18 protein-coding genes are annotated in these 26,397 nt (G+C 41.8%); 10 read left to right on the top strand and 8 right to left on the bottom strand.

The window, feature by feature from the left end:
* Positions 1-101: 101 nt before the first annotated feature.
* Entirely contained in the window at positions 102-1,892 is a 1,791-nt protein-coding gene (locus FH971_RS18500; protein ID WP_140235269.1) for a flavocytochrome c, read from the bottom strand.
* Between the two features lie 405 nt (positions 1,893-2,297).
* On the opposite strand from FH971_RS18500, the gene FH971_RS18495 reads away from it, so the two are divergent.
* The 8 genes from FH971_RS18495 (at position 2,298) to dauA (ending at position 15,610) form a co-directional block, all read left to right on the top strand.
* Positions 2,298-4,259, top strand: coding sequence for an ATP-binding protein (locus tag FH971_RS18495; protein WP_140235268.1), 1,962 nt, complete (start codon positions 2,298-2,300; stop codon positions 4,257-4,259).
* An 8-nt stretch (positions 4,260-4,267) separates the two neighbouring features.
* Entirely contained in the window at positions 4,268-5,647 is a 1,380-nt protein-coding gene (locus FH971_RS18490) for a sigma-54-dependent transcriptional regulator (protein ID WP_137224888.1), read from the top strand.
* A 257-nt stretch (positions 5,648-5,904) separates the two neighbouring features.
* A complete protein-coding gene (locus tag FH971_RS18485; RefSeq protein ID WP_140235267.1) occupies positions 5,905-7,308 on the top strand; it encodes a TolC family protein in 1,404 nt (467 codons plus the stop codon).
* Positions 7,298-8,506, top strand: coding sequence for an efflux RND transporter periplasmic adaptor subunit (locus FH971_RS18480; protein ID WP_140235266.1), 1,209 nt, complete (start codon positions 7,298-7,300; stop codon positions 8,504-8,506). Before FH971_RS18485 ends, FH971_RS18480 begins: the two co-directional genes overlap by 11 nt.
* Before the next feature lie 3 nt (positions 8,507-8,509).
* On the top strand, positions 8,510-11,707 hold the full coding sequence (locus FH971_RS18475) for an efflux RND transporter permease subunit (RefSeq protein WP_140235265.1): 3,198 nt from the start codon (positions 8,510-8,512) through the stop codon (positions 11,705-11,707).
* A 17-nt stretch (positions 11,708-11,724) separates the two neighbouring features.
* A complete protein-coding gene (locus tag FH971_RS18470; RefSeq protein WP_140235264.1) occupies positions 11,725-12,411 on the top strand; it encodes a response regulator transcription factor in 687 nt (228 codons plus the stop codon).
* A complete protein-coding gene (locus FH971_RS18465; RefSeq protein WP_140235263.1) occupies positions 12,411-13,664 on the top strand; it encodes a sensor histidine kinase in 1,254 nt (417 codons plus the stop codon). The genes FH971_RS18470 and FH971_RS18465 overlap by 1 nt, the downstream gene beginning before the upstream one ends.
* Positions 13,665-13,876: 212 nt before the next feature.
* The gene (gene dauA, locus FH971_RS18460) at positions 13,877-15,610 is read left to right on the top strand and encodes a C4-dicarboxylic acid transporter DauA (RefSeq protein ID WP_140235262.1); all 1,734 of its coding nucleotides are present in this window, start codon (positions 13,877-13,879) and stop codon (positions 15,608-15,610) included.
* A gap of 170 nt (positions 15,611-15,780) precedes the next feature.
* Here the strand turns inward: dauA and FH971_RS18455 are convergent, their stop codons facing one another.
* The 3 genes from FH971_RS18455 to FH971_RS18445 all read right to left on the bottom strand — a co-directional run bounded on the left by FH971_RS18455 (position 15,781) and on the right by FH971_RS18445 (position 19,699).
* Complete coding sequence (locus tag FH971_RS18455; RefSeq protein WP_140235261.1) at positions 15,781-16,287, bottom strand: DUF6702 family protein; 507 nt, start codon at positions 16,285-16,287, stop codon at positions 15,781-15,783.
* On the bottom strand, positions 16,287-18,740 hold the full coding sequence (locus tag FH971_RS18450; RefSeq protein WP_140235260.1) for a M1 family metallopeptidase: 2,454 nt from the start codon (positions 18,738-18,740) through the stop codon (positions 16,287-16,289). Before FH971_RS18450 ends, FH971_RS18455 begins: the two co-directional genes overlap by 1 nt.
* 167 nt (positions 18,741-18,907) lie before the next feature.
* A complete protein-coding gene (locus FH971_RS18445) occupies positions 18,908-19,699 on the bottom strand; it encodes a substrate-binding periplasmic protein (protein WP_167496058.1) in 792 nt (263 codons plus the stop codon).
* A gap of 194 nt (positions 19,700-19,893) precedes the next feature.
* On the opposite strand from FH971_RS18445, the gene FH971_RS18440 reads away from it, so the two are divergent.
* Both FH971_RS18440 and FH971_RS18435 read left to right on the top strand, forming a co-directional pair.
* Positions 19,894-20,898, top strand: coding sequence for an NAD(P)H-quinone oxidoreductase (locus FH971_RS18440; RefSeq protein ID WP_140235259.1), 1,005 nt, complete (start codon positions 19,894-19,896; stop codon positions 20,896-20,898).
* Between the two features lie 414 nt (positions 20,899-21,312).
* The gene (locus FH971_RS18435; protein WP_137224908.1) at positions 21,313-21,750 is read left to right on the top strand and encodes a hypothetical protein; all 438 of its coding nucleotides are present in this window, start codon (positions 21,313-21,315) and stop codon (positions 21,748-21,750) included.
* Between the two features lie 139 nt (positions 21,751-21,889).
* On the opposite strand, the gene FH971_RS18430 is transcribed toward FH971_RS18435, so the two are convergent.
* From FH971_RS18430 to FH971_RS18415, 4 genes are all read right to left on the bottom strand, one after another.
* The gene (locus tag FH971_RS18430; protein WP_140235258.1) at positions 21,890-22,303 is read right to left on the bottom strand and encodes a DUF2391 family protein; all 414 of its coding nucleotides are present in this window, start codon (positions 22,301-22,303) and stop codon (positions 21,890-21,892) included.
* Positions 22,293-23,327, bottom strand: coding sequence for an aldose epimerase family protein (locus tag FH971_RS18425; RefSeq protein ID WP_140235257.1), 1,035 nt, complete (start codon positions 23,325-23,327; stop codon positions 22,293-22,295). Before FH971_RS18425 ends, FH971_RS18430 begins: the two co-directional genes overlap by 11 nt.
* A 25-nt stretch (positions 23,328-23,352) precedes the next feature.
* On the bottom strand, positions 23,353-24,495 hold the full coding sequence (gene galK, locus FH971_RS18420) for a galactokinase (protein WP_137224914.1): 1,143 nt from the start codon (positions 24,493-24,495) through the stop codon (positions 23,353-23,355).
* A 171-nt stretch (positions 24,496-24,666) separates the two neighbouring features.
* On the bottom strand, positions 24,667-26,331 hold the full coding sequence (locus FH971_RS18415) for a cation:proton antiporter family protein (protein ID WP_240778398.1): 1,665 nt from the start codon (positions 26,329-26,331) through the stop codon (positions 24,667-24,669).
* Positions 26,332-26,397 lie beyond the last annotated feature (66 nt).

Below are 26,397 nucleotides of genomic sequence, written 5' to 3'. Positions count from 1 at the left end.
ACCTATTTTAGGACTAGACAGTGATAACACCTTTGAGGAACTTATTTACACTACTTTACACATAATATGTTACTAGTCAGTAAGTTAGTCTCTAAAGAAGATTAGTTCTTTTTAGAGTATTTAGCTGCTTCTTCACCCGCTAAGCGACCAAAGGTGATGATATCTGAAATGGCATTACCACCTAAGCGGTTAGCACCATGAACACCACCAGTAACTTCACCAGCACCATATAAACCAGGTATAACCTGCTTCTTAGCATTCATCACTTCTGCTTTAGTGTCGATCATCACGCCACCCATAGTGTGGTGAACACCAGGAGTCACTTCGATAGCATAGTAGTTACCTTCGTTTAGTGCACGAGGTAGGTTAGGACGCTCAAAATCAGTGTCTTTACCACTAGCAACTAAGGTGTTGTAACGCGCAACTGTTTCAGTCAATGCTTTACCGTCAATGCCTTCCATTTTGCCTAATTTAACTAAACTATCAGCAGTTGGTGCAACACCTAAACCAATATACTTATCAATTTTAGACAATGATTTACGGACAGAATCATCGAAGATTAAGAACGCTGATTTACCAGTTTGTCCTAAGATTGCTGCAGATGCTTTATCGCGAGTAGTGATTTCGTTAACGAAACGCTTACCTTCACGGTTAACCAAAATGGCACCATTACCACGTACCGCTTCAGTGACCATTACGCCACCTTTAACAGATAGTGTTGGGTGAGCTTGGATATACTGCATGTCTTTCAATGCGCCACCGGCATTTTCAGCAACATCTAGACCATCACCTACCGCACCAGGTTGGTTAGTAGAGATAAAGCCTTTCAATTTAGGATCAAGCTTAGATACCCGTTCGTTATTTTTAGCGAAACCACCTGTTGCTAATACAACAGCATCGGCTTTCACCCAGTAATAACCTTTGTACATACCTTTAACGAGGAGACCTTTAACTTTACCGTTATCATCTTTAAGGACTTCAATACCACGAGTGTTCATGCGTAAGTCGATATTGCGTTTAACAGCATTATCATAAAGCACTTGAACAAGATGAGCACCAACGCCAGCACCACCAGTTGGACGGTGTGCACGGTTAACTGATGCGCCACCCATACGGCCAACATCATTTAAATCGGCGCCCATTCCAGTCATCCAATCAACAGACGCTTTAGAATGTGAACTTAAAATTTCAACCAATGCTGGATCGTTTAAGTCGCGACCACCTTTCATGGTGTCTTTGTACATTAACTCTGGGCTATCTTTAATGTCTTTCGCTTTTTGTTGGTCAGTCCAAGCCGCGTTCATACCGCCAGCGGCCAATTTAGCATTACCACCAATAACTGGCTCTTTCTCAATAAGAATAACTTTAGCGCCATTATCAGTTGCAGATATTGCAGCAGAGAAACCTGCGCCGCCAGAACCGACAATCACTACGTCAACAGTATCGTGAGGTGCGCTAGCAAGAGCAGCCTGACGTTCTGATTTATCTTTGGCCAATTCAGCAATTGTAGGTTCGTTACGTTCCCACTTCTTAGCATATGGCATGTTGAAATCGAAGCTATGGCAAGAATCACAGTAAACCATAGATTTTTCGTGAGCGCTGTGGCATGTAGTACATGCTGGCTCGGCAGGAAAATGGGATGCATGAGCATTATAATGTTCATGTTTGGTAGACTCTGCTACTTCAGCCAATGTGCCATGACAAGAAACACACTGTGCATTCTCATAGGTTAAGCTATCATTTGATAATTCACCATCTGGCTGGTGACAGCTATCACACTCTTGGTTTTGTTCATGGAATTCGGCTAAATTATCAGCCGCAACAGCATTGCCCATTAGGCCTGCTGTGCCCATTAATGTGGCAAGACAGACTGCAAGTTTCATCTTTTTCATTTTTGCTCCCCCTTCTATAGTTAGTGACGCTTAGTGCATTAACTATAGAAGCACTCTCGTTGTTATACCAAGGTGAAATGACAATCACTTCACTTTAAATAAGGTGCTGTCCAAATTAAGTATCGATTTGATCAGCTATTACTTTTGCTCACAAGCAGTTTTACCTATGGTGTTCATACCCGCAATAAGATAACCACAAAGAGGTGCGGAAATGGCGTCTCAATCACAAGCATATAAACAGTCCATGCAAAGATGCATAACTCTAAGGGGGTATATGCAATTTTGCATAGCGTAGGTAGAGCTAGATCACATTAAGTTAGTGTTATAGGCAAAACGTACTTAACGATTTGCTAATTCGAGCAATGCAGCACAGTTTCACCTGAGGCTGGTGTGTATCATCTCTCCATGAGATTTTTATTCCTTTTACTTATCACGATATCCTTACCGGTGCTGGCTCAAGAAAGCATCGTATTTGGCGTGCATTCAAATACCGCACCATTAGAGTGGCGCAACAACGGCGTGGACCAAGGCTTTAACGTTGAGTTGATGAATAGAATTGGTCAACTTACTGATAAGCGGATCATTGTTCGGCGCAAAAGTTTTCAGCAGTTAGTAAAAGATGTTCATAATCCTAATAGTGATATTGACGTTATTGCCGTTGTTAGCCCTGTCAATATAGACCGCCAATTAGCGCAGTCAGATCCCATTTATGCCACCCATGCTAAAGCGTATACCTTACAAGGTAAGGCACTCATTAATAATTGGGCAGATCTGGTGGGTAAGCGGGTTGCCATTAAAAAAGGGGCTTTTGTTGAGGTTTTTTTATCAGATCATCTGCAAAATTTTGATCGTGTAGATGTAGACTTATATGAAACGGGCTTTAAATTACTCACTAAAAACCAAGTCGATGTGGTTATTGCCGAAAGCTTTGTTGCACGACGTTTACTTCCGCTTTATCCGTCAGTTCGTAGTTCAAGTGATGCATTAATTTATGGTGCATTTAACTTTGTCGCTAATGGTACAAAAGCCAAACAGATGTACCAAATTAATGAAGCGCTTAGACAACTAAAAATATCAGGTGAATACGACCAATTGGTTAACAAATGGTTTGGCACTGGGCGTGAAAAAGTGGATTTAACATCTACCGATAATCGCTTGTTTGCTTTCGTGATATTGGTTGCCATTATTTCGGCTGTAGGCTTGGTATACACAGGATTTATTAGCGCCAGTTTACGTCGCCATACAAAAGCGCTCGATGCTGAATTAATTCAACGTAAGCGTATTGAAGCTGAGATATCCGAATTGTCGAAGCAGTTCCAATCTGTGCTTGATGGTATCCCCGACGGAGTAACCATAGTCAATAAAGAGCTCCAGCATTTGTGGAGTAATGATAACAATATCCATTTGTTAGTTTCTGATGAATTTTACTATATCGATCATGATGTTTTTATACTTAGAATGGCAGTGCTTGATGTGTTAACTAGCCAAAAATCACTTACTGCTGATATGGTGTATCAACAACAATTTTGGCAATTACAAATTCACCCTATTGCTCAAGAGCAGGTAGTTATTCTACTTGCCGAGTCAACAGAGCAGCATCGATTGCGACAAGCCAATGAAGAAGCCAGCCGTTTAGCCTCGTTAGGTGAGTTGTCTGCGGGTATTGCCCACGAAATCAATAATCCAACCGGCTTAATTGTACACGCGGTATCTCTTTTTACCGCCGCAATAAAAGATTTAACCCCAGCCGCATCTCATTACCAGAAACAAAATCCTTTCTGGCTTATTGCAGGCTTACCCCCAGATGTCGCTATAGATGAGCTGCAACATAGTTGCGGTACTATCGAAGAGGGCTCTAAACGCATCAGCCGAATAGTTAATGATTTAAAGCGTTATGCCATGCCTCATATTGCTGATGAATATACTCAAGTTTGTCTTAATGATGTGGTTCAAGTCGCCCAGCGTCTTACCGCTAATCAAACCAAATATCATCAAATCACCTTAAAGCTAAGTGAATCCAGCCCTATGATTAAAGGCGACGCTCAACAATTACATCAGGTGTTAATTAATCTTATTCAAAATGCCTGTAATGCCTGTCTTGCAGAGCAAGGCGCGATAGTAATCGAGACAAGTATAGAAGACGATATTGCCATATTGAGTATTAAAGATAATGGTTGCGGGATGAACAGTGCAACGTTAAAACGTATAACTGAACCCTTCTTTACCACTCGGCGAAACGAAGGTGGCAGTGGCTTAGGTTTATCGGTATGCAGTAAAATAATTAAAGAACACCATGGAGAAATGCAGATACAGTCGAGTATTGGCAAAGGTACACAAATTCGCCTGACTTTCGCATTGGCACAATAGGATAATAAATGAAACTCGCTAGAAATATTCTCTTAGTCGACGATGAAGCCCCTTGGTTACGCACGCTAGCGGTGACCCTTAATCGTTTGGTTCCCGAAGCCGAGATTGACACCTGTGTTGATAGTCGCCAGGTAGAAAGTCGCTTACAAGTGGGTGATTATGCGCTAGTGCTAGTTGATCTCACTATGCCATTTCACTCTGGTGAAGAGTTATTAGGCATGATCCGCAGTAATTTCCCCAATACTCGCGTCATAATTGTCACGGGTGTTAATGAGGTTGATACAGCAGTACGTTGCATTAAAAATGGTGCCTACGACTACTTTATCAAAACAGATAATGTCGATGACCTTGCACGCACAGTACGCCGAGCACTTGAAGTTGTCGGACTTGAAAGAAACTACCTTTATATCAAAGAGAAGTTTTTAAGTCGCACTTTAGATAACCCACAAGCATTCAATAATATTCTTACTTGCGAGCCACAGTTATTAGATCAATTCCGTTATCTTGAAGCAGTATCATTTAGTTCTGAACCGTTATTAATTTATGGTGCTAGCGGCACAGGTAAAAGCGAATTTGCTCGATCTTGCCATGCACTTTACAGCCCGAATGAACCCTTTATTAGTATTAATTTAGCGGGCATTAGTAGCGAGGTGTTTGAACAAAAAATGTGTGGCCAACTGTATCACCATAATAATGGTGAATTAGAAGCCGTTGCGGGGTTATTACATCAAGTGGGTAGAGGAGTGCTTTATCTTAACGAAATTGGCGCCTTGTCACTTGATGCCCAAGTTAAGCTTTTAGATGTGTTTGAAACTAGAAAATATTATCCTCTAGGTAGCGACACTGCTTACCCAGTAAAATGTAAGTTTGTCGTATCGACTCAAGATGATTTACTAAAACTTCATCAAGCAGGTGAGTTTAGAAGCGATTTACTCTACCGTTTACGCGCCCATAAAATTAAATTACCGCCATTAGCTGAGCGCAAGTTAGATATCTCTATGTTGATCAATCATTTTATCGCTTTAGCAGCAGCTGAAATGAATCTACCTGCGCCAATTCAACCGGCAGATTTAGCCTCTAAATTAGCTAACTATGACTTCCCCGGCAATCTACACGAGCTAAAAGGAATGGTATTTGATGCCGTCAGTCGCAGCGATGGCATAGCACTTAATACCTCAGCTTTTATGGAAGCCATCAACGAACACAAGTCATTGACTGAACCCCCACAAGACAGAATTATCTTTCCTAAATCCTTACCCACAATTGCACAAATGAATCAGGCTTTAATGGACGAGGCAATGAGTCGAACAGCCAATAACCAAACCGCAGCAGCGCAGATACTCGGTATCAGTCAAAGTGCATTGAGTCGGCGGTTGAAGGGGCATTAGAGCAAAAATGCCCTTTATTAAGAATTAACGCCGTTTTTTGTGGTTCTTTAGTGTATTCAATAGAGAACTGCTCAGTGATCTTTGCTGAGTTGTTCTAAGGTGATCCGTTCGAGTTGATGAACATACCACTAGAAAGTGGTCCATGTTGCAAACGCTTATTCAAGAGAAAGCCTATCCCCACCTTAACCTCGTCTTAACCCACTCATCTGTATGCTGTAGCCATTATTGTGCAAGACACAAGTTTGGAGAGGTATTTGATGAAAGCAAAACCCGCTGTACAACAAGCAATGCTTGCACTATTCGTGGCGGGCCTATTGGGCTGCAGCGCTGTCGATAATGTCAATTACGCCGACCAAGCCAGTCAAAATCAAACCGATATTAGTCAACGCTTAATTGAACAATTATTGGCGACATCAAATGCTAACGAGGTACCTGAGCAATCGGTAGCACGACTAACAGACTTGGTTAACGTACCTCAATTACAACAATTTATGACTGCCGCGCTAGAGAATAATCCCAGCCTACAACAAAGTGTGGTGGCGCTAAATATGGCCTATGCTCAGCACGGTATTACCTCTGCAAGCCGCTTACCAACAGTGGATGCTAGCTTTAGTGGATCGTCAACAGAAGACAGTGATGACAGTTACACTACTGATATTACCGTGAGCTGGGAGCTGGATTTATGGCAAAAAATAGCTGACAGCAGCAACGCTGCATTAAAAGACATTGCCAGTACGCAAGCTAGTCTACAAAGTGCGCAAGACTTAGTGGCTGCCAACGTGATGCGCAGCTGGTTAGACATTAGCCTTAAGCAACAACTTGTGGCGATTGAAACCCAGCGTTTAGCGGTATTAGAAAACAACCAAGCACTGATTTTGTCGCGTTACCGTGTTGGCTTAGGCAGTTTAGAAGACCTTGATAATGCCAATACCAGTGCTGCCAGCACAAAAGCAACGTTAGCTGACTATCAAGAACAACTCGCTCAAAGTAAGCGTGATTTAACTTTGCTTACAGGACAATGGACCGGTAACGATTTAGCCGTAAATATTGTCGCAGCATTTCCTACTGTATTAAATCCTCTTAGCTCGCTGGGGCAACAAAACTTGAGTCAACGTCCTGACCTTAAAACCGCCTTTTACAATATTGAAGCAGAAGCATTGCGTACCGATGCCGCCTATAAAGCCATGTTGCCGTCGATCAGTCTATCCGCCAGTTTAACTGACATGGCCGAGTCACCAAGTGATGCTTTATTAACGGGACCATTATGGAGTGTGCTTGGGCAGTTATCTGCACCTTTGTTTCAAGGGGGAAAGTTAACATCACAAGCGGAGTTAGCGCAGTTAACTACTGAGCAGCGTTATTGGGTATACCAAGAAACCTTATTAAATGCGGTTAACGAAGTTGAAAACACCGTTGGCCAAGAGTACTCCCTTGCTAAACAACAACAGCATTTAACCGACGCTCGACTCAGTGCTCAACGTAGCTTTGTGAGTTATGAGCAAAAGTATCGCCAAGGCTTAGTTGATATTTTTGATTTACTTACGGTACAGCAACAAACCTTTGATGTTGAAGCACAGCTTGCCAACACTATTTATAACCGTCTTATAAACCGAATTGATTTAGGCCTAGCGTTGGGCTTAGGGGTATCGCATGAAGCTTAATCGTCTAAACGTTATTGTCACTGTATTATCATTGGGCAGTATTTTTGTTGCAGTAGGGTATACCGCATCGCACTTACCGCCGTCGCCTAATCAAAAAGCGCCAGAGGTAGAGAAAATTGAAAAGCCAGTAGCCACAACTACAGCGGTATCATTATTACCACAAGTGGGTGTAGTGGCTGTAAGTGGACAAGAATATCAAGCTGAAGTGATTGGTTTTGGTGAAGCAACACCGCGCTATGAGCTAACCTTGAGTGCCGAAATAAGTGGCAAGATTGACAGTGTTTCACGTCAGTTTGAATCCGGTCAGGTTATTAAAAAAGGCACTGTATTAGGCCAGATTAATGACATCAGTTACCAACAAGCTTTAACCCAAGCACAAACCGATGTTGCTCAAGCTGAACTTGATTTATTAGAAGAACAACGTGAAGGGGAGCAAGCTAAATCAGAATGGTTACGTTCAGGTTTGTCTGGCGAGCCAGCCTCTCCACTAGTACTAAGAACTCCGCAACTGGCTCAAGCCACCGCAGCATTAGAAAATGCCAAGTTAGCGCTTAAAAAAGCCAAGCAAGACGTGGCGTACACCAAGATTACCGCACCGTTTGATGCGCTGGTGGTGAGCCGTGATATTCAACCTGGCAGTTATGTGCAGACAGGCACTCAACTTGGCACCTTATACAGTATTGCAGAAGTGGAAATTAATGTCCCATTATCTGATTTACAATGGCAAAACCTACCCGATTTTGATAATGCTGAACTGGCTAAAACCCCTTGGAATGTCACCTTGTACAGTGCTAATGGGCATAACCAGTGGCAAGGTTATATCGAGCGTGTAGAGCAACATTTAACCCAAACCAGTCGTCAACGGTCATTAATTGTGGTGGTTGATAATCCACTTGCACAACAAGCTGACTTATACCCTGGCACTTTTGTTAAAGCGCAAATTAACGGAAAAACATTAAGCAATTTATGGCAATTACCTTCATCGGCTATTTCGCAACAAGGTGATATTTGGTTTGTTGATGATAATGGACTTCTTGCTAAATCAGCGGCCGCCATTGCATTTGAGAAAGAGGGTTTTGTGTATGTGTCACCTATCGCTAACGAACAGCAAACCCAGTCTGGCTTAATGCAGATTATTAAGCGCCCTTTAAGCAGTTTTAAAGTGGGCATTAAGGTGCTTGCTAAGGTTGAGGTGTAAGTTATGTTGGACGAGCAATCAACACATACTGGGGCAATATCTTGGTTTGCTAGAAACTCAGTTGCGGCTAACTTGCTGTTAATAGGCATGATAATAGTAGGCTTGTTTTCGTTAACCAGCTTGCGCAAAGAAGCATTTCCTAGCTTAGAGCCCGACAGAGTTACCGTGTCAGTCACTTACGACAGTGGTGATCCTGTGCTGGCAGAAGAAGGCATTGCGATTAAAATTGAAGATGCATTAGAAACTGTCCCAGGTATTAAACGTATTACATCAACATCTAATGCCAGTGGCAGTAGTGTGATGATTGAGAAAACCAGTTCTTATGATTTAGACACCTTGCTAACCGACATTAAAACCAATGTCGACGCTATCTATAACTTTCCAACCGAAGCGGAAAATCCCGTTATCGATAAAATGCGCATGCAAGATCATGCCTTATGGATTGAAATATACGGTGATGCCGATCGTGCAACTTTGCAAGCGTTAGCCGAACAGCTTAAATCAGACTTATTAAGTCAGTCTGCTATTCATGATTTAGAAATTAAGGCCAAAGCTGAGCCAATGATTTCTATCGAAGTTGACGAAGCTAAGTTGCAAGCCTACGGACTCACATTAACCTCAGTGTCTGATGCTGTGAATGCCGAATCGTCAGCATCAATTTCGACCAGTTTATATAACGACGACAAAACCGTACGCTTAAAAGTATCAGAACAAGCCTATGAATTAGAAGATTTTATGGCTATTCCGATTATCAGCAACAGCCAAGGTTCGCTTATTACCCTGGGCGATATTGCCACCGTTAAAGACGAATTTGCCGACGACACCTTTGTATTGTCGCGATACAACAAAGCTAATTCCAGTGCGATTGAAATTGTTATGGATGAAAACGGCGATATTGTTGATATTGTCGATCAAGCAAAACAAGTTATCGAAAAATGGCGTAATTCAACAATGTTGCCCGCTAATGTGAGCATCGCTTCTTGGCATGACAAAAGTACTCTTATTACCGAACGGTTAAGCTTATTGGTTAAAAATGCCCTAAGCGGTATCGCGCTAGTGTTTATCATTTTAGCGTTATTCTTAAACTTACGAGTGGCATTTTGGGTTGCAGCAGGGCTACCGTTTGTATTTTTTGGCACCTTATTTTTTATGACCAACAACTTTGCCGGCTTAACCCTAAATGAAATGACCACCTTTGGCTTTATTATGGCGCTGGGTATTGTGGTCGACGATGCCGTGGTGGTGGGAGAGAGTGTTTACAGCACCAGACAAAAATACGGCGATAACATCAATAACACCATTAAAGGCACGTTAAAGGTGGCCACGCCGACTATATTTGGTGTGCTAACGACGGTAGTGGCTTTTGTGGCTTTGGCTAATGTTGAAGGTCGTTTAGGGCAAATTTATGCCCAGTTTGGTACTGTTGTTGCCATTTGTTTAATGTTGTCATTGATTGAGTCGAAATTTATTTTACCGTCGCATTTAGCCCATATTGATACCAAAAAACGGGTTGAAAAGTCATGGTTTAATCATATTCAACATGCTGCCGACAGTGGCTTAAAGTGGTTTAGTCGAGATATTTATCAACCATCAATTGAACTTGCACTGCGTTTCCGTTACGCAGTCGTCATGCTGTTTATTACGGTATTTATTGTCGTTGCCAGTATGCCGATTACGGGTGGTGTGCGGGTAGCGTTTTTCCCTGATATTGCTGGTGATACTGTGGTGGCAGATTTTTCGATGCAAAACGACGCCAGCTTTGGTCAAACCTATAAAAATTTAATGACCTTAGAAAATGCCGCTAAGCAAGTTGATGCTCAGCTTTCAGCACTATCATTGGCGCAATCATTAGCACAGCCATCGGCACAACAAAATGATGATGACAACAAAGACAGCTATTTAACCAGTTTACATGTGATGGCAAGTAGTAGTGACTCAGGCCAAGTTCAAGTTGAGCTTGCCAGTAATAGTCCGTATACCCTTAAAGAATTCACCACAAAATGGACCGAGCTAGTGGGTCAAATGGAAGGCATTAAAAAACTTAAAATCTTGTCGAAAAAAGAGATGCTCGATAACTTTAAAGTGGAAATTAAAGCGAGAGACAGTGAATCTGTTTTTGCTGCTGGAACCGAGTTAAAAGCTGTATTAGAAGCAATGGATGGTGTTAGCGGCATTGACGATAACTTAGATTTTGGCGAACCACAGTATCGTTTTGAATTAACTAAGCAGGGCCGCGCGTTAGGTTTTGATACTGAAACTTTATCTGCTCAAGTATTGCAATCATTTGGTGGCGGCGTTGTGCAACGTTTTCAACGCGGCAAAGATGAAGTGAAAGTTCGGGTGCGTTACCCAGATGCAGATCGTCAAACCATAGAAGATATTCTGCTTGCCAATGTAAGAACCAGCGACGGCACCATAGTGCCATTAAGTCACGTTGCGGACATTTTTAATGATTATCAACCGTCGAGTATTACGCGCATAGACAGCCAACGAGCTGTGTATATTAGTGCAGTATTAGACAAAGACAAAATTGCTTCAAACGAGCTTGTTAGTCAACTTCAGCGCACAGTAGTGTCACAGTTAGAGGTGCAATATCCTAGTGTGAGCTTTAACTTTGCTGGTGAAGCAGAGCAACAAGCGGAAACCACAAGCTCAATTGAATCAATGTTTGTGTTAGCGTTAATTGCCATATACGCCTTGTTGGCAATCCCGTTAAAGTCGTATGTGCAACCTATGATCATTATGACCGCCATTCCGTTTGGTATTGTTGGGGCTATTTTAGGCCATTGGTGGAATGACTTAACCATTAGTATTTTATCGTTAAACGGTATTTTGGCGTTAAGTGGTGTCGTGGTAAACGACAGCTTGTTGTTAGTATCGCGCTTTAACGAGTTAATTAAAGAAGAAGGATTATCTGTACACGATGCCATTGTAGAATCATGCACAGGGCGACTTAGAGCGGTATTGCTTACCTCGGTGACTACCTTTGCTGGCTTAGCTCCATTATTAGGTGAAACCTCACTACAAGCGCAGTTTTTAATTCCTGCCGCAGCGGCGCTGGGGTATGGTATTTTATTTGCCACAGTTATTACCTTGTTGCTAACACCGTCATTGTTATTGATTCAATGTGAAACAAAAGACTTTATGACTAAAGTTATGAATAAATTACGCCCAAATCACGACGCGACAGCGCCAGTATAAAATAAGGAGCCCGCTCGATGACAACCGATAAATTTCAGTTACTACTGGTTGAAGATGATCTCGATTTAGCGACGGCGGTGATTGAGTATTTAGAACTAGAAGATATTCTTTGCGATCACAGCGCCAATGGACTGGCAGGGCTTGGCTTAATTCAGAAAAATTATTACGACGTGGTCATTTTGGATTTAAATTTACCCAAGATGAATGGCTTGCAAGTGTGCAAATCTTTACGCGCCGACGGCATTGATGTGCCAGTATTAATGCTCACAGCCCGCGATACGCTAGATGATAAACTTAATGGTTTTGCCAATGGCACTGACGACTACTTAATTAAACCGTTTGCCATGGAAGAATTGATTGTGCGTATTAAAGTGTTGGCAAAGCGCCGTAGTGGCCAAGTGCAAAAGCTTACCGTCGCCGACTTATCAATCGACTTACAGCAAAAACAGGTTTATCGGGCCAATGTGGAGTTAAAATTGTCGCCAACAGCGTTGAAAATTTTAACCGTGTTAATGAATGCTAGCCCTAATCCAGTATCGCGCGAAAAATTAATGCAAACCGTGTGGGGCGACGAACAACCAGACAGTAACAGCTTAAAAGTGCATATTTTTAATTTACGTAAACAAATTGATGCCGAGCATGAACATAAATTGATGCACACTATTAGCGGTTATGGTTTTGCGATAAAGGAATCTGATCTGTAATGAAAATAATCCCCAGTATTCGGCTTTATATATTGTTGGCTATGTTGATCACCGGTATCAGCACTATTTTGATCCTGTCGATTTTAAGCCTACATTATTTTATATCTGGCATGGATTCGTCAATGCGGGTTGCTATGTATGCCCAAGGACAGCAACAGGTTACAGATGGTAAGCCTTATCAGTTTGAAGTCTTTACGGTGGCTTCTCGTTGGCAAGATCTACCCGAAAGCGTAAAGCAAATAATGGTTGAGCCGCCAAGCGAGTTAAATGTGCTGAATAAAAAAATTGTTGGCGGTAATTTTATAACACCACCAGACGCTGGTTATTTCGTTATGAAAATGAAAGTTGGAGATGAAATACGTTTTGTATCAACGGTATTCGATCGCAATAGCCACAGTATGTTTAAGGGTGATGGGCCGCCGTATTTTCTCGTCATATTGTTAACTGGCTTGCTAGGTATTTTGGCGTTTGCAGTGGTACTCATTTTAGTGATGCGCCGAGTGACGGTTCCGGTTGAGAGATTGAAGAACTGGGCTAAAGGACTCAATACTCAACAACTTGAGCAACCAATGCCAGACTTTCATTACAGTGAATTAAATATCTTAGGCAATATTATTAAAACCAGTTTACGTTCTGTCCAAGACAGTTTAGCCCGCGAGCAACAGTTTTTAAGTTATGCCAGCCATGAGCTGCGTACACCGATTGCGGTTATTCGAACGAATACAGAATTATTGCAAAAACTGATAAGCAAAGGGGCAAGTGCAGAAAAACAAGCTCAAGTTGTTCATCGCATTGAGCGTGCAGGCCTGACCATGACAGATCTTACTGAAACCTTACTATGGTTAACAAGACATGAAGATCAAAGCTTACCTATGGAAGAAGTCAATTTAGGCCAGCTTATCCGTCAATTGGTTCAAGAGTTGAGCTATTTAACCAAGGGAAAAGATATTGAATTAAGTATCGAAACAGATGACTCAATTCATCAATTACCAATAACGTTATGTCGAATTGTGTTGAATAATTTAATCCGTAATGCGTTGCAACACACCATTGAAGGTCGTGTCATTATTAAGCAATCGACAACATCTGTTAGCATGATTAATGAGTCTGATTCTGGTCATCACCACAGTGAAGAATTAGGGTTTGGTTTAGGGCTTGAGCTAACCACTCGTTTAATTAACCACTATGATTGGGATTACCAAAATATAGAAACTAATAGCGGCCGTAAAGTGACCATTAACTTTAGCCGTTAAATTAGGATAACGATAGTAGCCACCTATTATTAGGTGGCTTTTTTGTAGGTAGAGTTTGGTGCCAATATTGGGTTATTGAAATGCAGAAAAACATTATAATATGATGATAATTAAATTATCACTTAATGCTAATTTAATTTGATTGTACTGTGAGGCAATCGGCCTATAATGAGGGGTATCTTTTCGACCTACTTGGTTATGGGATCGCCTCAATGAAATACCGCTCACATTTATTTTCACTTCGTATTGGCAATGCGCTTAGAGAGTCTTTTAAAGACGCCCCTTACAAAGCCAGTACTTTTTCTAAAGATTTATTAGCTGGCTTAACGGTTGGCATTATTGCTATTCCCTTGTCGATGGCGTTGGCCATTGCCATTGGTGTTGCACCTCAATATGGGTTATATACCGCTATTATTGCCGGGTTTATTATTCCATTATCTGGTGGTTCTCGTTATAGCGTATCGGGTCCTACTGCCGCGTTTGTGGTGATTCTATATCCCATTGTTCACCAATATGGCCTGTCTGGTTTATTGCTTGCCAGTATTTTATCTGGAATTATCTTGATCATCATGGCGCTGTTTCGGCTAGGGCGATATATTCAATATATTCCAGAGCCAGTCACCTTAGGCTTTACCGGCGGTATTGGTGTGGTGATTGCGGTGTTGCAAGTAAAAGACTTTTTTGGACTAAGTATTGAGGAAATGCCCGAAAGCTTTGTGGGTAAAGTGGTGGCATTATCCCAAGCGTTACCTGAATTGTCGTTACCAACAGTGGTTGTGGGGGTAAGCACATTATTGGTGTTTATCATATGGCCTAAATTTAAGTTGCCCGTTCCAGCCCATCTTCCTGCCGTTATTGTTGCTAGTCTTGTCGCCTTGGTATTGAATCAGCAAGGCTTTAATGTGGCCACCATAGGTTCCACTTTTAGCTTTACCTTGGCCGATGGCACCACTGGGGCGGGTATTCCATCAATGATACCCGATTTTCAATGGCCTTGGTTACGTACTCAAGTCGACGACGTGCCATTGGTGTTCAGTTGGCAATTAGCCAGTGATTTATTGTCTGCAGCGTTTGCCATCGCCATGTTAGGCGCCATTGAATCATTATTATGTGCAGTAGTGCTAGATGGTATGTCGGGGCAGAAACACAGCGCTAATAGCGAATTGCTCGGCCAAGGTATTGGTAATATTATTGCACCGTTTTTTGGTGGTATTACCGCTACGGCGGCTATTGCTCGTTCGGCTGCTAACTATAAAGCCGGTGCGGTCACGCCATTTGCGGCAATGATCCATGCCATTGTGGTATTAGTGTCATTGTTATCTCTTACTACTATTTTGGCTTATATTCCCATGGCTGGTATGTCAGCATTGTTGCTTATGGTGGCATGGAACATGAGCGAAGCACCTAAAATTGTTCATTTAATTAAAAAAGCCCCTTCAAGTGAAATACTTGTTTTAATGGTGTGCTTGTTATTAACGATTTTCTTCGACATGGTCATCGCGATAAGCTTTGGGATTATTTTGGCGTCATTATTGTTTATGAAGCAAGTGGCCGATATGACTCAGGTGCGTGATATTAGCGAACATAAAAAGTTGGTTAATGTCACCTTACCGCCACGCTGGAAAGTCTTTAAAATTAATGGTCCATTATTTTTTGCCGCAGCAGATAGTGCTTTTGGCGAATTAGGCTATTTAAGTACCGACGAAGATGGGGTGATTTTATATCTTGATGGGGTGTCTATACTCGACTCTGGTGGCGTGTCTGCTTTATATAAATTTATCAATAAATGTCAGCACCATAACACTCGGGTATTGCTGGCCGACTTTCAATTTCAACCGCTTAAAACCTTAGCTAAAGCAGGCTTTAAGCCCGATGGTGTACAATGTGTGACTTATTCTACCTTGGCTGACGCCCTCGATGCTGTGGCGGTACCTGAGCCCAAATAGTTTACCCCATAAGGTTAGATAATCGGTGGATAACAGCAGGACATAAGTCTGTTTGATAGCCGTTTATTATCACTAGTGGAATTGGTATGAATGACTAACTTACAAACTCACACGCAGCCATGCGTGTGAGTTTAAATGGATAGAGTCTTTCAGCCATGCAACGTTAAGAGTTACTTTGCCACTTCAACGTAATGCCAACTTTCGCCAACATGTAACCTGACAGAATTCACTTTTTTGTCGCGCTCAACATTTATATGATTAACCTGCTTTGACCACAATTCTTGCAAGGTGGTCATTTTTAAATAAAACCCTTCCATGTCAGCCGTTATCGGTGTTTCTTGATAAACCCATAAATACTTACCTTGTAATTCCGTACCTACATAGGTCAAGGTTAATGGGTGTAGCTGTTGATCCTGCATCGAAAACGTTGAAATAGCATAGTAAGCAAAAGCTTCGCGGCTAACGGGATCGCTAATAATATCGGTATTTTTATCAATCACCTGTTGCGCCGCATGTTCAGCATCATGCAGATAAAATCGATGCTGAATTTCAAGCATTCCACTGTGCTGATTAAACACGATACTGGTATAAGCTTCTTTTTGCTGGTGGGCATTAGCCGCACCAGCGAAACATAATAAACCCACCAGACTGAGCCAAAATAATATTGAAATACGCATTATTTTTTCTTCACTTTAATGTCAGGGTCTTTTAACGCTTCTTTGTTATCGTGCATGATATCGCGATACTTATTCCCTTTACGCTCCTCTTCTTTAAAGGCTTCAATGCGCGATGGAATAATTTGTCTAGGATAATAGTTGTTTTCAATGTCTACATCGGCGGTTTCACCACGACGATCGACTACCGCAGACACCAATATCTTATCTTTGTCAGTCACAATCAGTTTGTTGACTTCAAACGGTGAACGACGCCAAATTTCAGCCGGAATCATCATTGACTCAGTATCACCATTTTCAAAAGTGAGATCGAGTAATATTGGCATCACCAAACCGCCAAGATTACTAAAGTTGAACACGTAATAATTTTTATCTTCTTTTAATGCTCGTGCCAGGGCTTGTTGCTCCCATGGATCGAGTTCCGCGTGCTTCTTGTTGTACTTATTACGTTGTTTATTGGTGACACTAAATTGATCATGCTGATCATGATAATCGGTATTGTCAGCATTTAATTCAACCCAAGTTTTTTGACCACTTTGCTGATTATGCTTAACAGACAATGGCATCGGTTTTTCTTGGTATGCCTGACGACGGCGTTCAAAATCAATATCAGGATTATTCGTGTCTAAACGTAATTTGTATATACGGTCGAGTGAAATATCCACATGATCTGTGGTGTAAAACCAGCCACGGAAAAACCAATCTAAGTCGACTCCTGAGGCTTCTTCCATGGTGCGGAAAAAGTCGCTTGGTGTTGGACGCTTATTCATCCAGCGGCGGCTGTATTCTTGAAAGGCAAAATCAAATAGCTCACGGCCTAAAACCACTTCGCGTAAAATGTTTAATGCCACCGCAGGCTTAATATAAGCATTTGGCCCAAGCTGTAATACACTGTCTGACTGGGTCATCACAGGCACTTGTACGTTAGACTTCATGTACTCAAGTACGTCACTAGGCTCACGTCCCCACGATAGGTTAGGGTCCCATTCGCGGGTTGCTATGCCGTCTAAAAAGCTGTTTAAGCCTTCGTCCATCCAGGTCCATTGGCGCTCGTCTGAGTTTACAATCATCGGGAAATAATTATGGCCCACTTCATGGATCACCACGCCGATTAAGAATTGTTTTTCAGACAAGGTATACGTGCGGCTTTCATCGTCATGCCAAATAGTGCGCGGACCATTAAAGCTAATCATTGGGTATTCCATGCCGCCTACTGGGCCATTGACGCTATTGGCCGTAGGGTAAGGATAGTCAAAGGTAAAGCGTGAATAGACCTTTAACGTGTGGATTATGGATGCGGTTGAATAACGTTGCCACAGTTCGCCGCCTTCTTTAGGGTAGAAGGACATCGCCATTACTTGCGGATTACTACCACCTTGCTGATAGCCTTGCGCGTCCCAAATAAATTTTCGTGATGATGCCCAAGCAAAGTCGCGCACATTTTCGGCTTTAAAATGCCACGTTTTAGTACCTTTTTCGGTACTGGATTCATTGGCTAGCGCTTCGTCTGCCGAGACAATAAATACTGGTTTGTCGGCTGTTTTAGCCTTATCTAAACGCTGTAGTTGTTGAGATGAAAGCACTTTTTTGCTGTTTTGCAAAACGCCAGTGGCGGTGACGATATGGTCACTGGGTACTGTCATGCTGACATCGTAATTACCAAACTCTAAGGTAAACTCACCACTGCCTAAAAACTCTTTGTTGTGCCAAGCTTCGTAGTCGGAATAACTAGCAACACGAGGAAACCACTGCGCCAATAAGAATATGTCATTGCCGTCTTCACGTTCGTCATCAGGGAAATGCTCATAACCTGAACGCGCGCCTACAGCATCTTCTTCTAAAATATTGTACGCGTAGCTAATTTTTAATTTAGTGGTGTTTTTGGCTTTTAGTGGTTGCGGTAAATCAACCCGCATTTGCGCACCCACTATGGTGTATTTTAATGGCTTGTTACTTGTGTCTGTCACGCCATTGATGCGATAGCCCATTTCATTATCGGCTAAAAATTGTTGACGACGTAGGGTGTGTAAATCTATTTTAGCAAAGGCGTTATCACCATATGTATTACTGGCATTAACACTATCATCTACACCTGTAAAGGTAGCGCTTCGTTCAGCTATTGAGTCTGACTTAAAGCGATTTTGTTCTAGTTGCAACCACAAATATTTAAGCGTGTAAGGTGAGTTATTGTGATAAGTAATCACTTGTTCGCCACTTATACTGCGTTGTTGTTCATCAAGAGTGACCTTGATTTGATAATCCACTTGTTGTTGCCAATAATCTTTACCCGGCTCGCCAGCGGCATTACGGTAATCATTTGGGGTGGGCAGACTTTCTTCAAGTTGACGAAACTTGTCGTCGAAATGGCCTTTACTTTGCACTATTTCTGAAGCCAAACTTGAAAAGATAACTGAACTGGTTAATACCAATAACAGCAGTTGACGATACGCGCGCATAAACACTCCTTTGACAGCAGAAAACCGATGCCAATAAACCCAAAATGATGATTGTTATCTTTTTTAGAGCAGTGTAACTAACTTGCTAAGGTTATGCAGTGAGAAGAGTGTTACGAAGTTTTACACCTTGCTGTCAATTCCGTATGGCATAACAACAGCAAGCAAGATTAATTAAAGATGGGCAGAAATTTTTGCAGATTACTGTGGCTAGCTTTGTCAGAGGTTGCATCGGGTAATACTTTGTATTTCGAGATTATTTTTTGATATTCACCATTGGCTTTTAGCATGTTGATGCCATTAGTAAAGGTGATTGAACCGGCCTTATTTTGCTGATTAAAACCAACATATAAGGGGACCTGTTTACCCATGGTGCCCGCATAGCGAAGTTGCTGACTTAAGTTTAATTGACTTGTGGTGTACTCAATGACATTTTTGTTGCCGACAATTACCGAATGGCGACCTTTTACTAGACGTATAATGTTCATTGCTAATGGATCGCGACCTGTAGCAAAATAAGTATTAGTATGAGCATTAAACCAAGCATCTAGTTCTACGCCATAACTATAACCGCTTACGACTGCAATTTGTTGAGATTGATTGAGGTCGGTAATTTTCCCGAATGTTTCATTACTACCAACAAGGGTATAAAAGTCGGTGCTTTTATAGCCCACAATCACATCAGCATTTATCAACTGATTTTCGGTAATGGTGTGGGGCGTCAATGCTAATACAGCATCAATGTTGTTTTTTTGTAGTTCAACTAGGGCGCGTTTATAAGGAATTGTTTGGAATTCAACTGATTGACCTTGAATTTCAAAGGCTCGACGAGTGAGCTCTACAACGTAGCCAGTTTGATTTTCGCAGATGTATGGACACCAAATATCTGAGGCGATACGGATAGGCGTAGCATGGGCTTGAATACTGAAAATAGACAGTAAAACCAACAGGTACTTTAGCAAGTATTTTGCTCCATGTTTTGAACGGGCGGGTATAGTAATTGTTTAAAATGTATAGGCAACCTTTTTAGGTTAAAAAATGCTCTACTTTAGGCTTTGCTAACAAACTGGTCAATATTGTGAATGAATATTGCGAAAAACCAACAGAACGTTAACGCTAGGATCTTACCTTTAACAATTAACCGAGATAATATTTTATGGCAACATTAAATAGACAATTTACCCATGTGGTTGTTGAGCAACCCGGTGAACCGAATGCTATGACCATGACACAATCAACCCTTGCGACACCAACCGCGGGTCAAGTGACGATTAAGGTCTATGCCGCAGGCGTTAATGGTCCAGATATTAAACAGCGTGCAGGGGCTTATCCACCGCCGGCAGACGCCAGTCCGATCCTTGGTTTAGAAGTAGCGGGTGAGATTGTTGATGTGGCAGATGATGTTACTCAATGGCAAGTTGGCGACAAAGTCTGCGCTTTAGTGCCAGGTGGCGGCTATGGCGAGTTAGTAAACACTTACGCAGCTCATTGCTTACCTATCCCTTCTGGCTACAGTTATGTTCAAGCTGCCGCTCTTCCTGAAACCTTTTTTACTGTCTGGGGTAACTTATTTATTCGTGGCGGACTTAAAGAAGGTGAGACTGTCCTTATTCATGGGGGGTCTGGTGGCATTGGCACTACCGCTATTCAAATGGCGAGTCGTTTAGGTGCAACGGTATTAGCAACCTCTGGCACTGCAGAGAAATGCCAATACTGTCTTGACCAAGGTGCTATCGTAGCGATTAACTATAATGAGCAGCACTTTGTTGAACCAATCTTAGCCGCGACAAATGGCTTAGGTGTTAACGTCATTATGGATATCGCAGGTGGCGACTTTATTAATGAAAACCTCAAAGCCATTGCCACAGATGGACGCATGGTGTCGGTTTCTACGGCTCGAGGTCCCCAAGCCACTGTGGATATTTTCCGAATTATGGCCAAACGGGTTATTTGGACTGGTTCAACCCTACGACCACAAAGTGTGGACAGTAAAGCCCAAATTGCTTATGGCTTAGCGGAGTATGTTTGGCCATTACTCAATAGTGGTGAAATGAGTATCCCTGTTGATAGCGTATTTGCTTTTTCGCAGGTGGTTGAAGCACATAAGCGAATGGAGTCGGGACAACATAAAGGCAAGATTGTATTGGATCTGCAAGCCTAAATGATGGATGGTTGTTTCTATCTTGGTTAACACCCAGATGCTAATCGCGATATATTTTGATAAAAAACTTGAAGCTTGTTTTTTTTAAGCTAGAGTCTTGATGACAGAGTCTTGAAGATAACGTCTTGATGAGATAGTCGTTATCACACAGTCATTGGTTAAAGATGGTCAATGACTGTTGTTAGGACATTATTTTGTAAAACAAATGACACGGAATCGTTAAAAAGTGCTCACAACAGACATTTTTATGCATTTTCGCAAAATTTCATCATTTTAGGCATTGATTCTCAGAAATATTCTGTTTAAATACTCACAGAAATACAGAACAGATATCGTGGTGCGGTATGAAGCTATTATCTTCAATAATCCTGCATTATTTTTAGAATATGTGTTGATTTAAGGGCGTTAGCATATATGTATAACACTGCAAAAAAACAACTTTGGTTTGGTGAATTAAGAACATCGAAAGGCAACACTATTGTTGTTCATGATAACCAGCTACCAGATGCGTCACCAGGACGCATCTTCTTGTATAACACCATCCGTAATACGATAGTGGAGTATGTAGAAGACATCGTTAAAGTTAACTTACACGACTTGGATGATGAGCAAACAAAAGCAGCAAAAGCTGAGTATAGCGGTGCTTGGGAGGCTGCACGTGCTGAGTTTATGTTAAAGCACCAATCACGTATCGATTTGTCAAAAGTACCTGACACAGCGCCACCACGTAAGGCGAAACCCGTGCCAGAACCAGATGACATAGTTGACACAGATGATGATGACATTCCAGAATTAGATGATTCAGATGATGATGAAAGCTTTGATGATATGGGTGAGAATGAAGATGATTAATGGTGTTAATAATATGAACTCACCAACTTAATATTCACTGTACACACTTATCTATTAACCTAGTTTGTCGAGCTTAATTAATCGTCTATCAGTATTGATGTTAATGACATAAAGAATCATTCGGAATTCTTTATGTCGTTTATTCTTTATCGAAACTGTCGACGATAATCGCACCCATAGACGCGGGCATCGCGATTAAAATAATCCGCTTTAATGCTAAAATGGGATCGTCCCATAACGGTAATTTATTTAACGCCAACAGCACAACTCCCACCACTAATAATGTCAATATGTATGCCGCAATTACCCGTAACAAAAACGCTTGTTTACGCTTAATGATATTTGCCTGAAATACACTTTGGTAAGCAAATAAGGTAATAAACGCCAACGACAATAACACTACAAGTACTAAGTTTAATGTCGGCAAACTGGCAGATAAACGCCATGCTTCTTCAGAAAACGCAATCGGCACCGACATGGCAAAAGCCCCGACGGCAATTTGACCAATATCTTCAGCATTAAAAGTGGTTTGTTCTGGCTTATTATTTAGCATCAAAATGGTATCGAGTTATGTGGTGATACAACTTACCAGGTGTTAGCCATACATCGCCGGGTAAATCCGGCTGATTAGGCGAGTCTGGTAACATTTGAGGTTCTATACATACAGCTTGATGGTCGTTTAATACTCGTTGCTTTTTGCCTATAGTGCCTTGTAAAAAGTTAGCGCCGTAAACTTGAACCCCAGGTTGATTGGTGTAAAGCGTCATACTGCGACCACTTTGTTCACTGGCTAAACAACCAAACCTCTGTAAATCAGCCCCCGGATTATCGAGCACATAGCAATGGTCAAAACCTTTGGTGGCAGCTAATGCCGCGCGTGAAGTTTGCACCGACATAGGTGTGGGCACTTTCATGTCTAAATCACTGCCAGCAGTGGGTTGCATTGCGGTTGGTATGCCAACATCATTCATGCAGAGGTAGGTTTTTGCATCGACTTGTAAGGTATGTTTAGCATTGGTGTCACTGCGATTACCGTCTAAATTAAAGTAGCTGTGTTGGGTTAAACTAATTGGGCAAGCTTTGTCTGTACTGGCGAGCATTTCAATATACAAATTGTTGCCCACTAAACGGTAGTCTAATTGCACGGTGCAATTACCTGGGAATCCCATGTCACCATCTGGACTTTTTAAGGTTAAGCGTACGCCGTCACTTAAGGTCCCTAGCTGCCATAATTTTCGATTAAAACCTTCTGTGCCACCATGTAAACAATTGGTCGCTTGGTTAACACTAAGTTGGTATTGCTCGCCATTATATTGCATTTTACCATTAGCAATTCGATTACTATAACGTCCGGCAATGGCACCTAAATGGGCTTTTTGGGCTAAATAATCTTCGGCGCTGTCGCAACCTAAGACAATGTTTTTGCGTTCACCATTACGATCTGGAGTCCATAACGAGCGAATAATTCCGCCTAAACTTAATACTTCAAGTGCGATGATGCCATTATCAATTCTAACCCGTTCAATCTCACCACCACGGGGATCTTGCCAAGGTTCCAACACACTAAAACGTACCATTTATGCCTCTCTAATCTGTAACGTATTAACCAATGCGGCCGGCACCGCCACTGGCTGCACACAAGTGAATAGCTGCTTCGATACCCGTTTGTTTAAAAAATTGATTTTCGACTAAATTGATCACTTTATCTGTGAGGTCATGGTTAACCAACGCCAACACACAACCATCACTCATGCGTACACCGCCTTGCTCACCGATAAGTGTCGAAATCATGGTGACTAAGATGTCTATTTCAGGCGTGATAATATCAAAGTCATCGCGCATAGATATTTGAGATTGCGCCATTAACTGGCTAAATCGAGGGATATTATTTTGTTGTAACGCTCGAGCTGTATTACTGGTGCGCTGATTTTCACTGATGATATGACGAGCACGGCGGAATTGTTCATCGCTGAGTAGTTCTTTATGTTGAGTTAATAAGCTTAATGACAAGTCACGTAACGAATCGAGTCCAAGCAACTTAGTGATTTGCCTGCATTCTTGTTTACGCTGTTCAAATTGTTGCATAAATCCGTGACGGTCTTGTTTCAAATCAATTACGATTAAGCTTAGTTCTTCTGGCAATAACACCGGTTCACTTTCTAACTCTAAAAAATCAATCAGTAAAGCATGATCAGGTACGGCCATAGCACTGATCATTTGGTCCATCATACCGCAATCTAATTGCATAAATTGGCTTTCGCCACGTTGAGCTAATTGGGCGATGGCCATAGGTGATAAGTTTAATTGACTGGCATAACTGATTGCTGTCCCAAAAGCGATTTCAAGCGCTGCTGATGAAGATAATCCTGCGCCGAGTGGCACGTCGCCAACAATAGCCAAGTCTAAGCCTTTTGCGCGTAAACCTGATTGGTTCATAGCCGCTGTCACACCTTTTAGGTAATTAACCCAATCATCATCTGCAGCGACTGCACCTTCTTCACCAAATTGCCATTGTTTGATTTGGCCAGGAAAAGCAGTGGTGACGGCACGAAATAAATGGTCATCGCGATGTTTAACGGCAATAACAGTATGAAAGTTAATTGCTGCGGGCAGTGCGAGACCTTCGTTATAGTCAGTATGTTCACCCATAATGTTTACTCGTCCGGGTGCTTGGTATAAGTCGTCAGCTTTAGTACCAAATGTTTGAACAAATAATTTAGTCGCGCGTTGAGCAGGGTTTGACATACTTCAAAAAATCCAAAAAAGGGTGACAAGAAAAGTCTTATTAATGAGTTATAGCATGACTTAACTGTGTCTGTAACTGAGATTTGTTTATCCGAAGTAAAATTGAAAATACTTTGTAGTAAACAAAAACGCCTAGAGTGTTATCTAGGCGTCTGTATATAACCATTAGTTTTATAATGGTGTTTGAGGTTGCTCAATATCTGATACATCAGATTCTGCCGTATTGGCAGAGACGAGTTCGGGGTTCAATTCTGGTGGCGAATCAAGTAACTCTTTAATGACATGATCAGCAAAACCAGCGCCTGCGGCTTCATATAGGTTGTATACAGTGTTCACGCCAGAATCTTTTAATGACTCGGCATCTTCTGAATATTGCACTATCGCACTGATTTTTCCTTCGTAATTAAGCTTTTTCAGTTGTTGCACCGCAAATAAATTACCGACGTGATTTGGCATCGCCAGCAACACTAATTCTAAATGTGGTGCTCGTTCAAGCTTTAACCAAAAGTCAGTATCGCCAGCGTCACCTTGTACGACATGACGGTCTTGGCTGCGGTGGAAATCAACTAACTCTTGTTTATGCTCAATTCCTAAAATTTCGCCAGTGTATTTTGAACGTAACTCATCATAGGCACCGGAGCCAATTCGCCCCATACCTAAAATTAAAAAGCGCGGATTACCAATAGGAATTTGCCTGTCTTCAGGGTGTAAAGGATGGCGCTCTAGCTTTTTTAGTTTGGCTTGGTAACGCAAATAAATCTTTGAGGCGCTTTTATTGAATGGTGCCGCAAATAAGAAACTAATGCTTAAGGCGACCGCGATAATGATTAGCCATTCTGGTGGTAACCAGCCTTTATGTGCAGCAACCGCCGCAACAATCAAACCAAACTCACTGTAGCTTCCTAAGTTAAATGAGGCGAGTAATGAAGTACGCGAACGAAGTTTAAAACGAGTCAATAGGTAAACAAACATCAAAATCTTAGCGGGTATTAGCACCACTAAAATAGCGGCTAAACCAATGTCAGCTAAAGTGGGCAGTCCGTTTAAGCCAATAGTTAAGAAAAAGGCGACTAAGAATAGCTCTTTAAAGTAATAAATTGACTTGGCCAGCTCAGACGATTTTGCATGCCCAGCCAATAAAATACCGATAATCAATGCACCTAAATCGGGTTTTAGCCCCACAGCTTCAAATAACCATGCCCCCACCACCAATGCCATGACTAAACCAAATAATACCAGCATTTCACCGTGACCAACGCGGTCGAATATCTTATAAATAAGTGGTCGGGCTAATGGTAGTAATAATAAGCCAAAGGCCCAAACGGAAGGAATATTACCTTTTGAAATAGTCAGGAACACCACCGCAAAGATATCTTGCATAATCAAGATACCAATCGCCACTCGGCCATAAAGTGACTGCATATCACCACTGTCTTCGAGGACTTTTACAGCAAATACGGTACTGGAAAAACTGAGTGCAAACGAAATTAACATCAGCTGGTTAAAGCTAAATCCGTCTAGCTGTTCGATACCTAAAAAGCCCAAAAGCTTAAGGATTGGAACAAAAAATAGAATCGAACCGATTAAGTGTAAACTTGAACCGGCCCATACTTCGGCTTTAAACAGACTTCTAAGGTCAAGTTTCAGGCCAATAGAAAACAACAGTAAGGTGACACCTAAGTCAGCAAGTTGCTGCAAAATAGGTAAGCTAGTGTCTTCAATGCCTAAGGTGAATAATACAAAACCAGCTGCAAGATAACCAATGAGTGGCGGTAAACCTACTCGGCTGACAAGCATTCCGCAAAGTAGGGTGATAATCAGGATAGCGGGTTCCATAAAGCGCCTTGAATGAGGGATATAAAATCATATTGTATAAGAAAAAAGTTAACTTTCGATGACTTT

Origin of the sequence: Shewanella polaris, assembly GCF_006385555.1 — a bacterium.
Classification (GTDB): domain Bacteria; phylum Pseudomonadota; class Gammaproteobacteria; order Enterobacterales; family Shewanellaceae; genus Shewanella; species Shewanella polaris.
The sequence above is the reverse complement of the archived record's forward strand: the minus strand, read 5'-3'. Positions and strand labels throughout refer to the sequence as shown.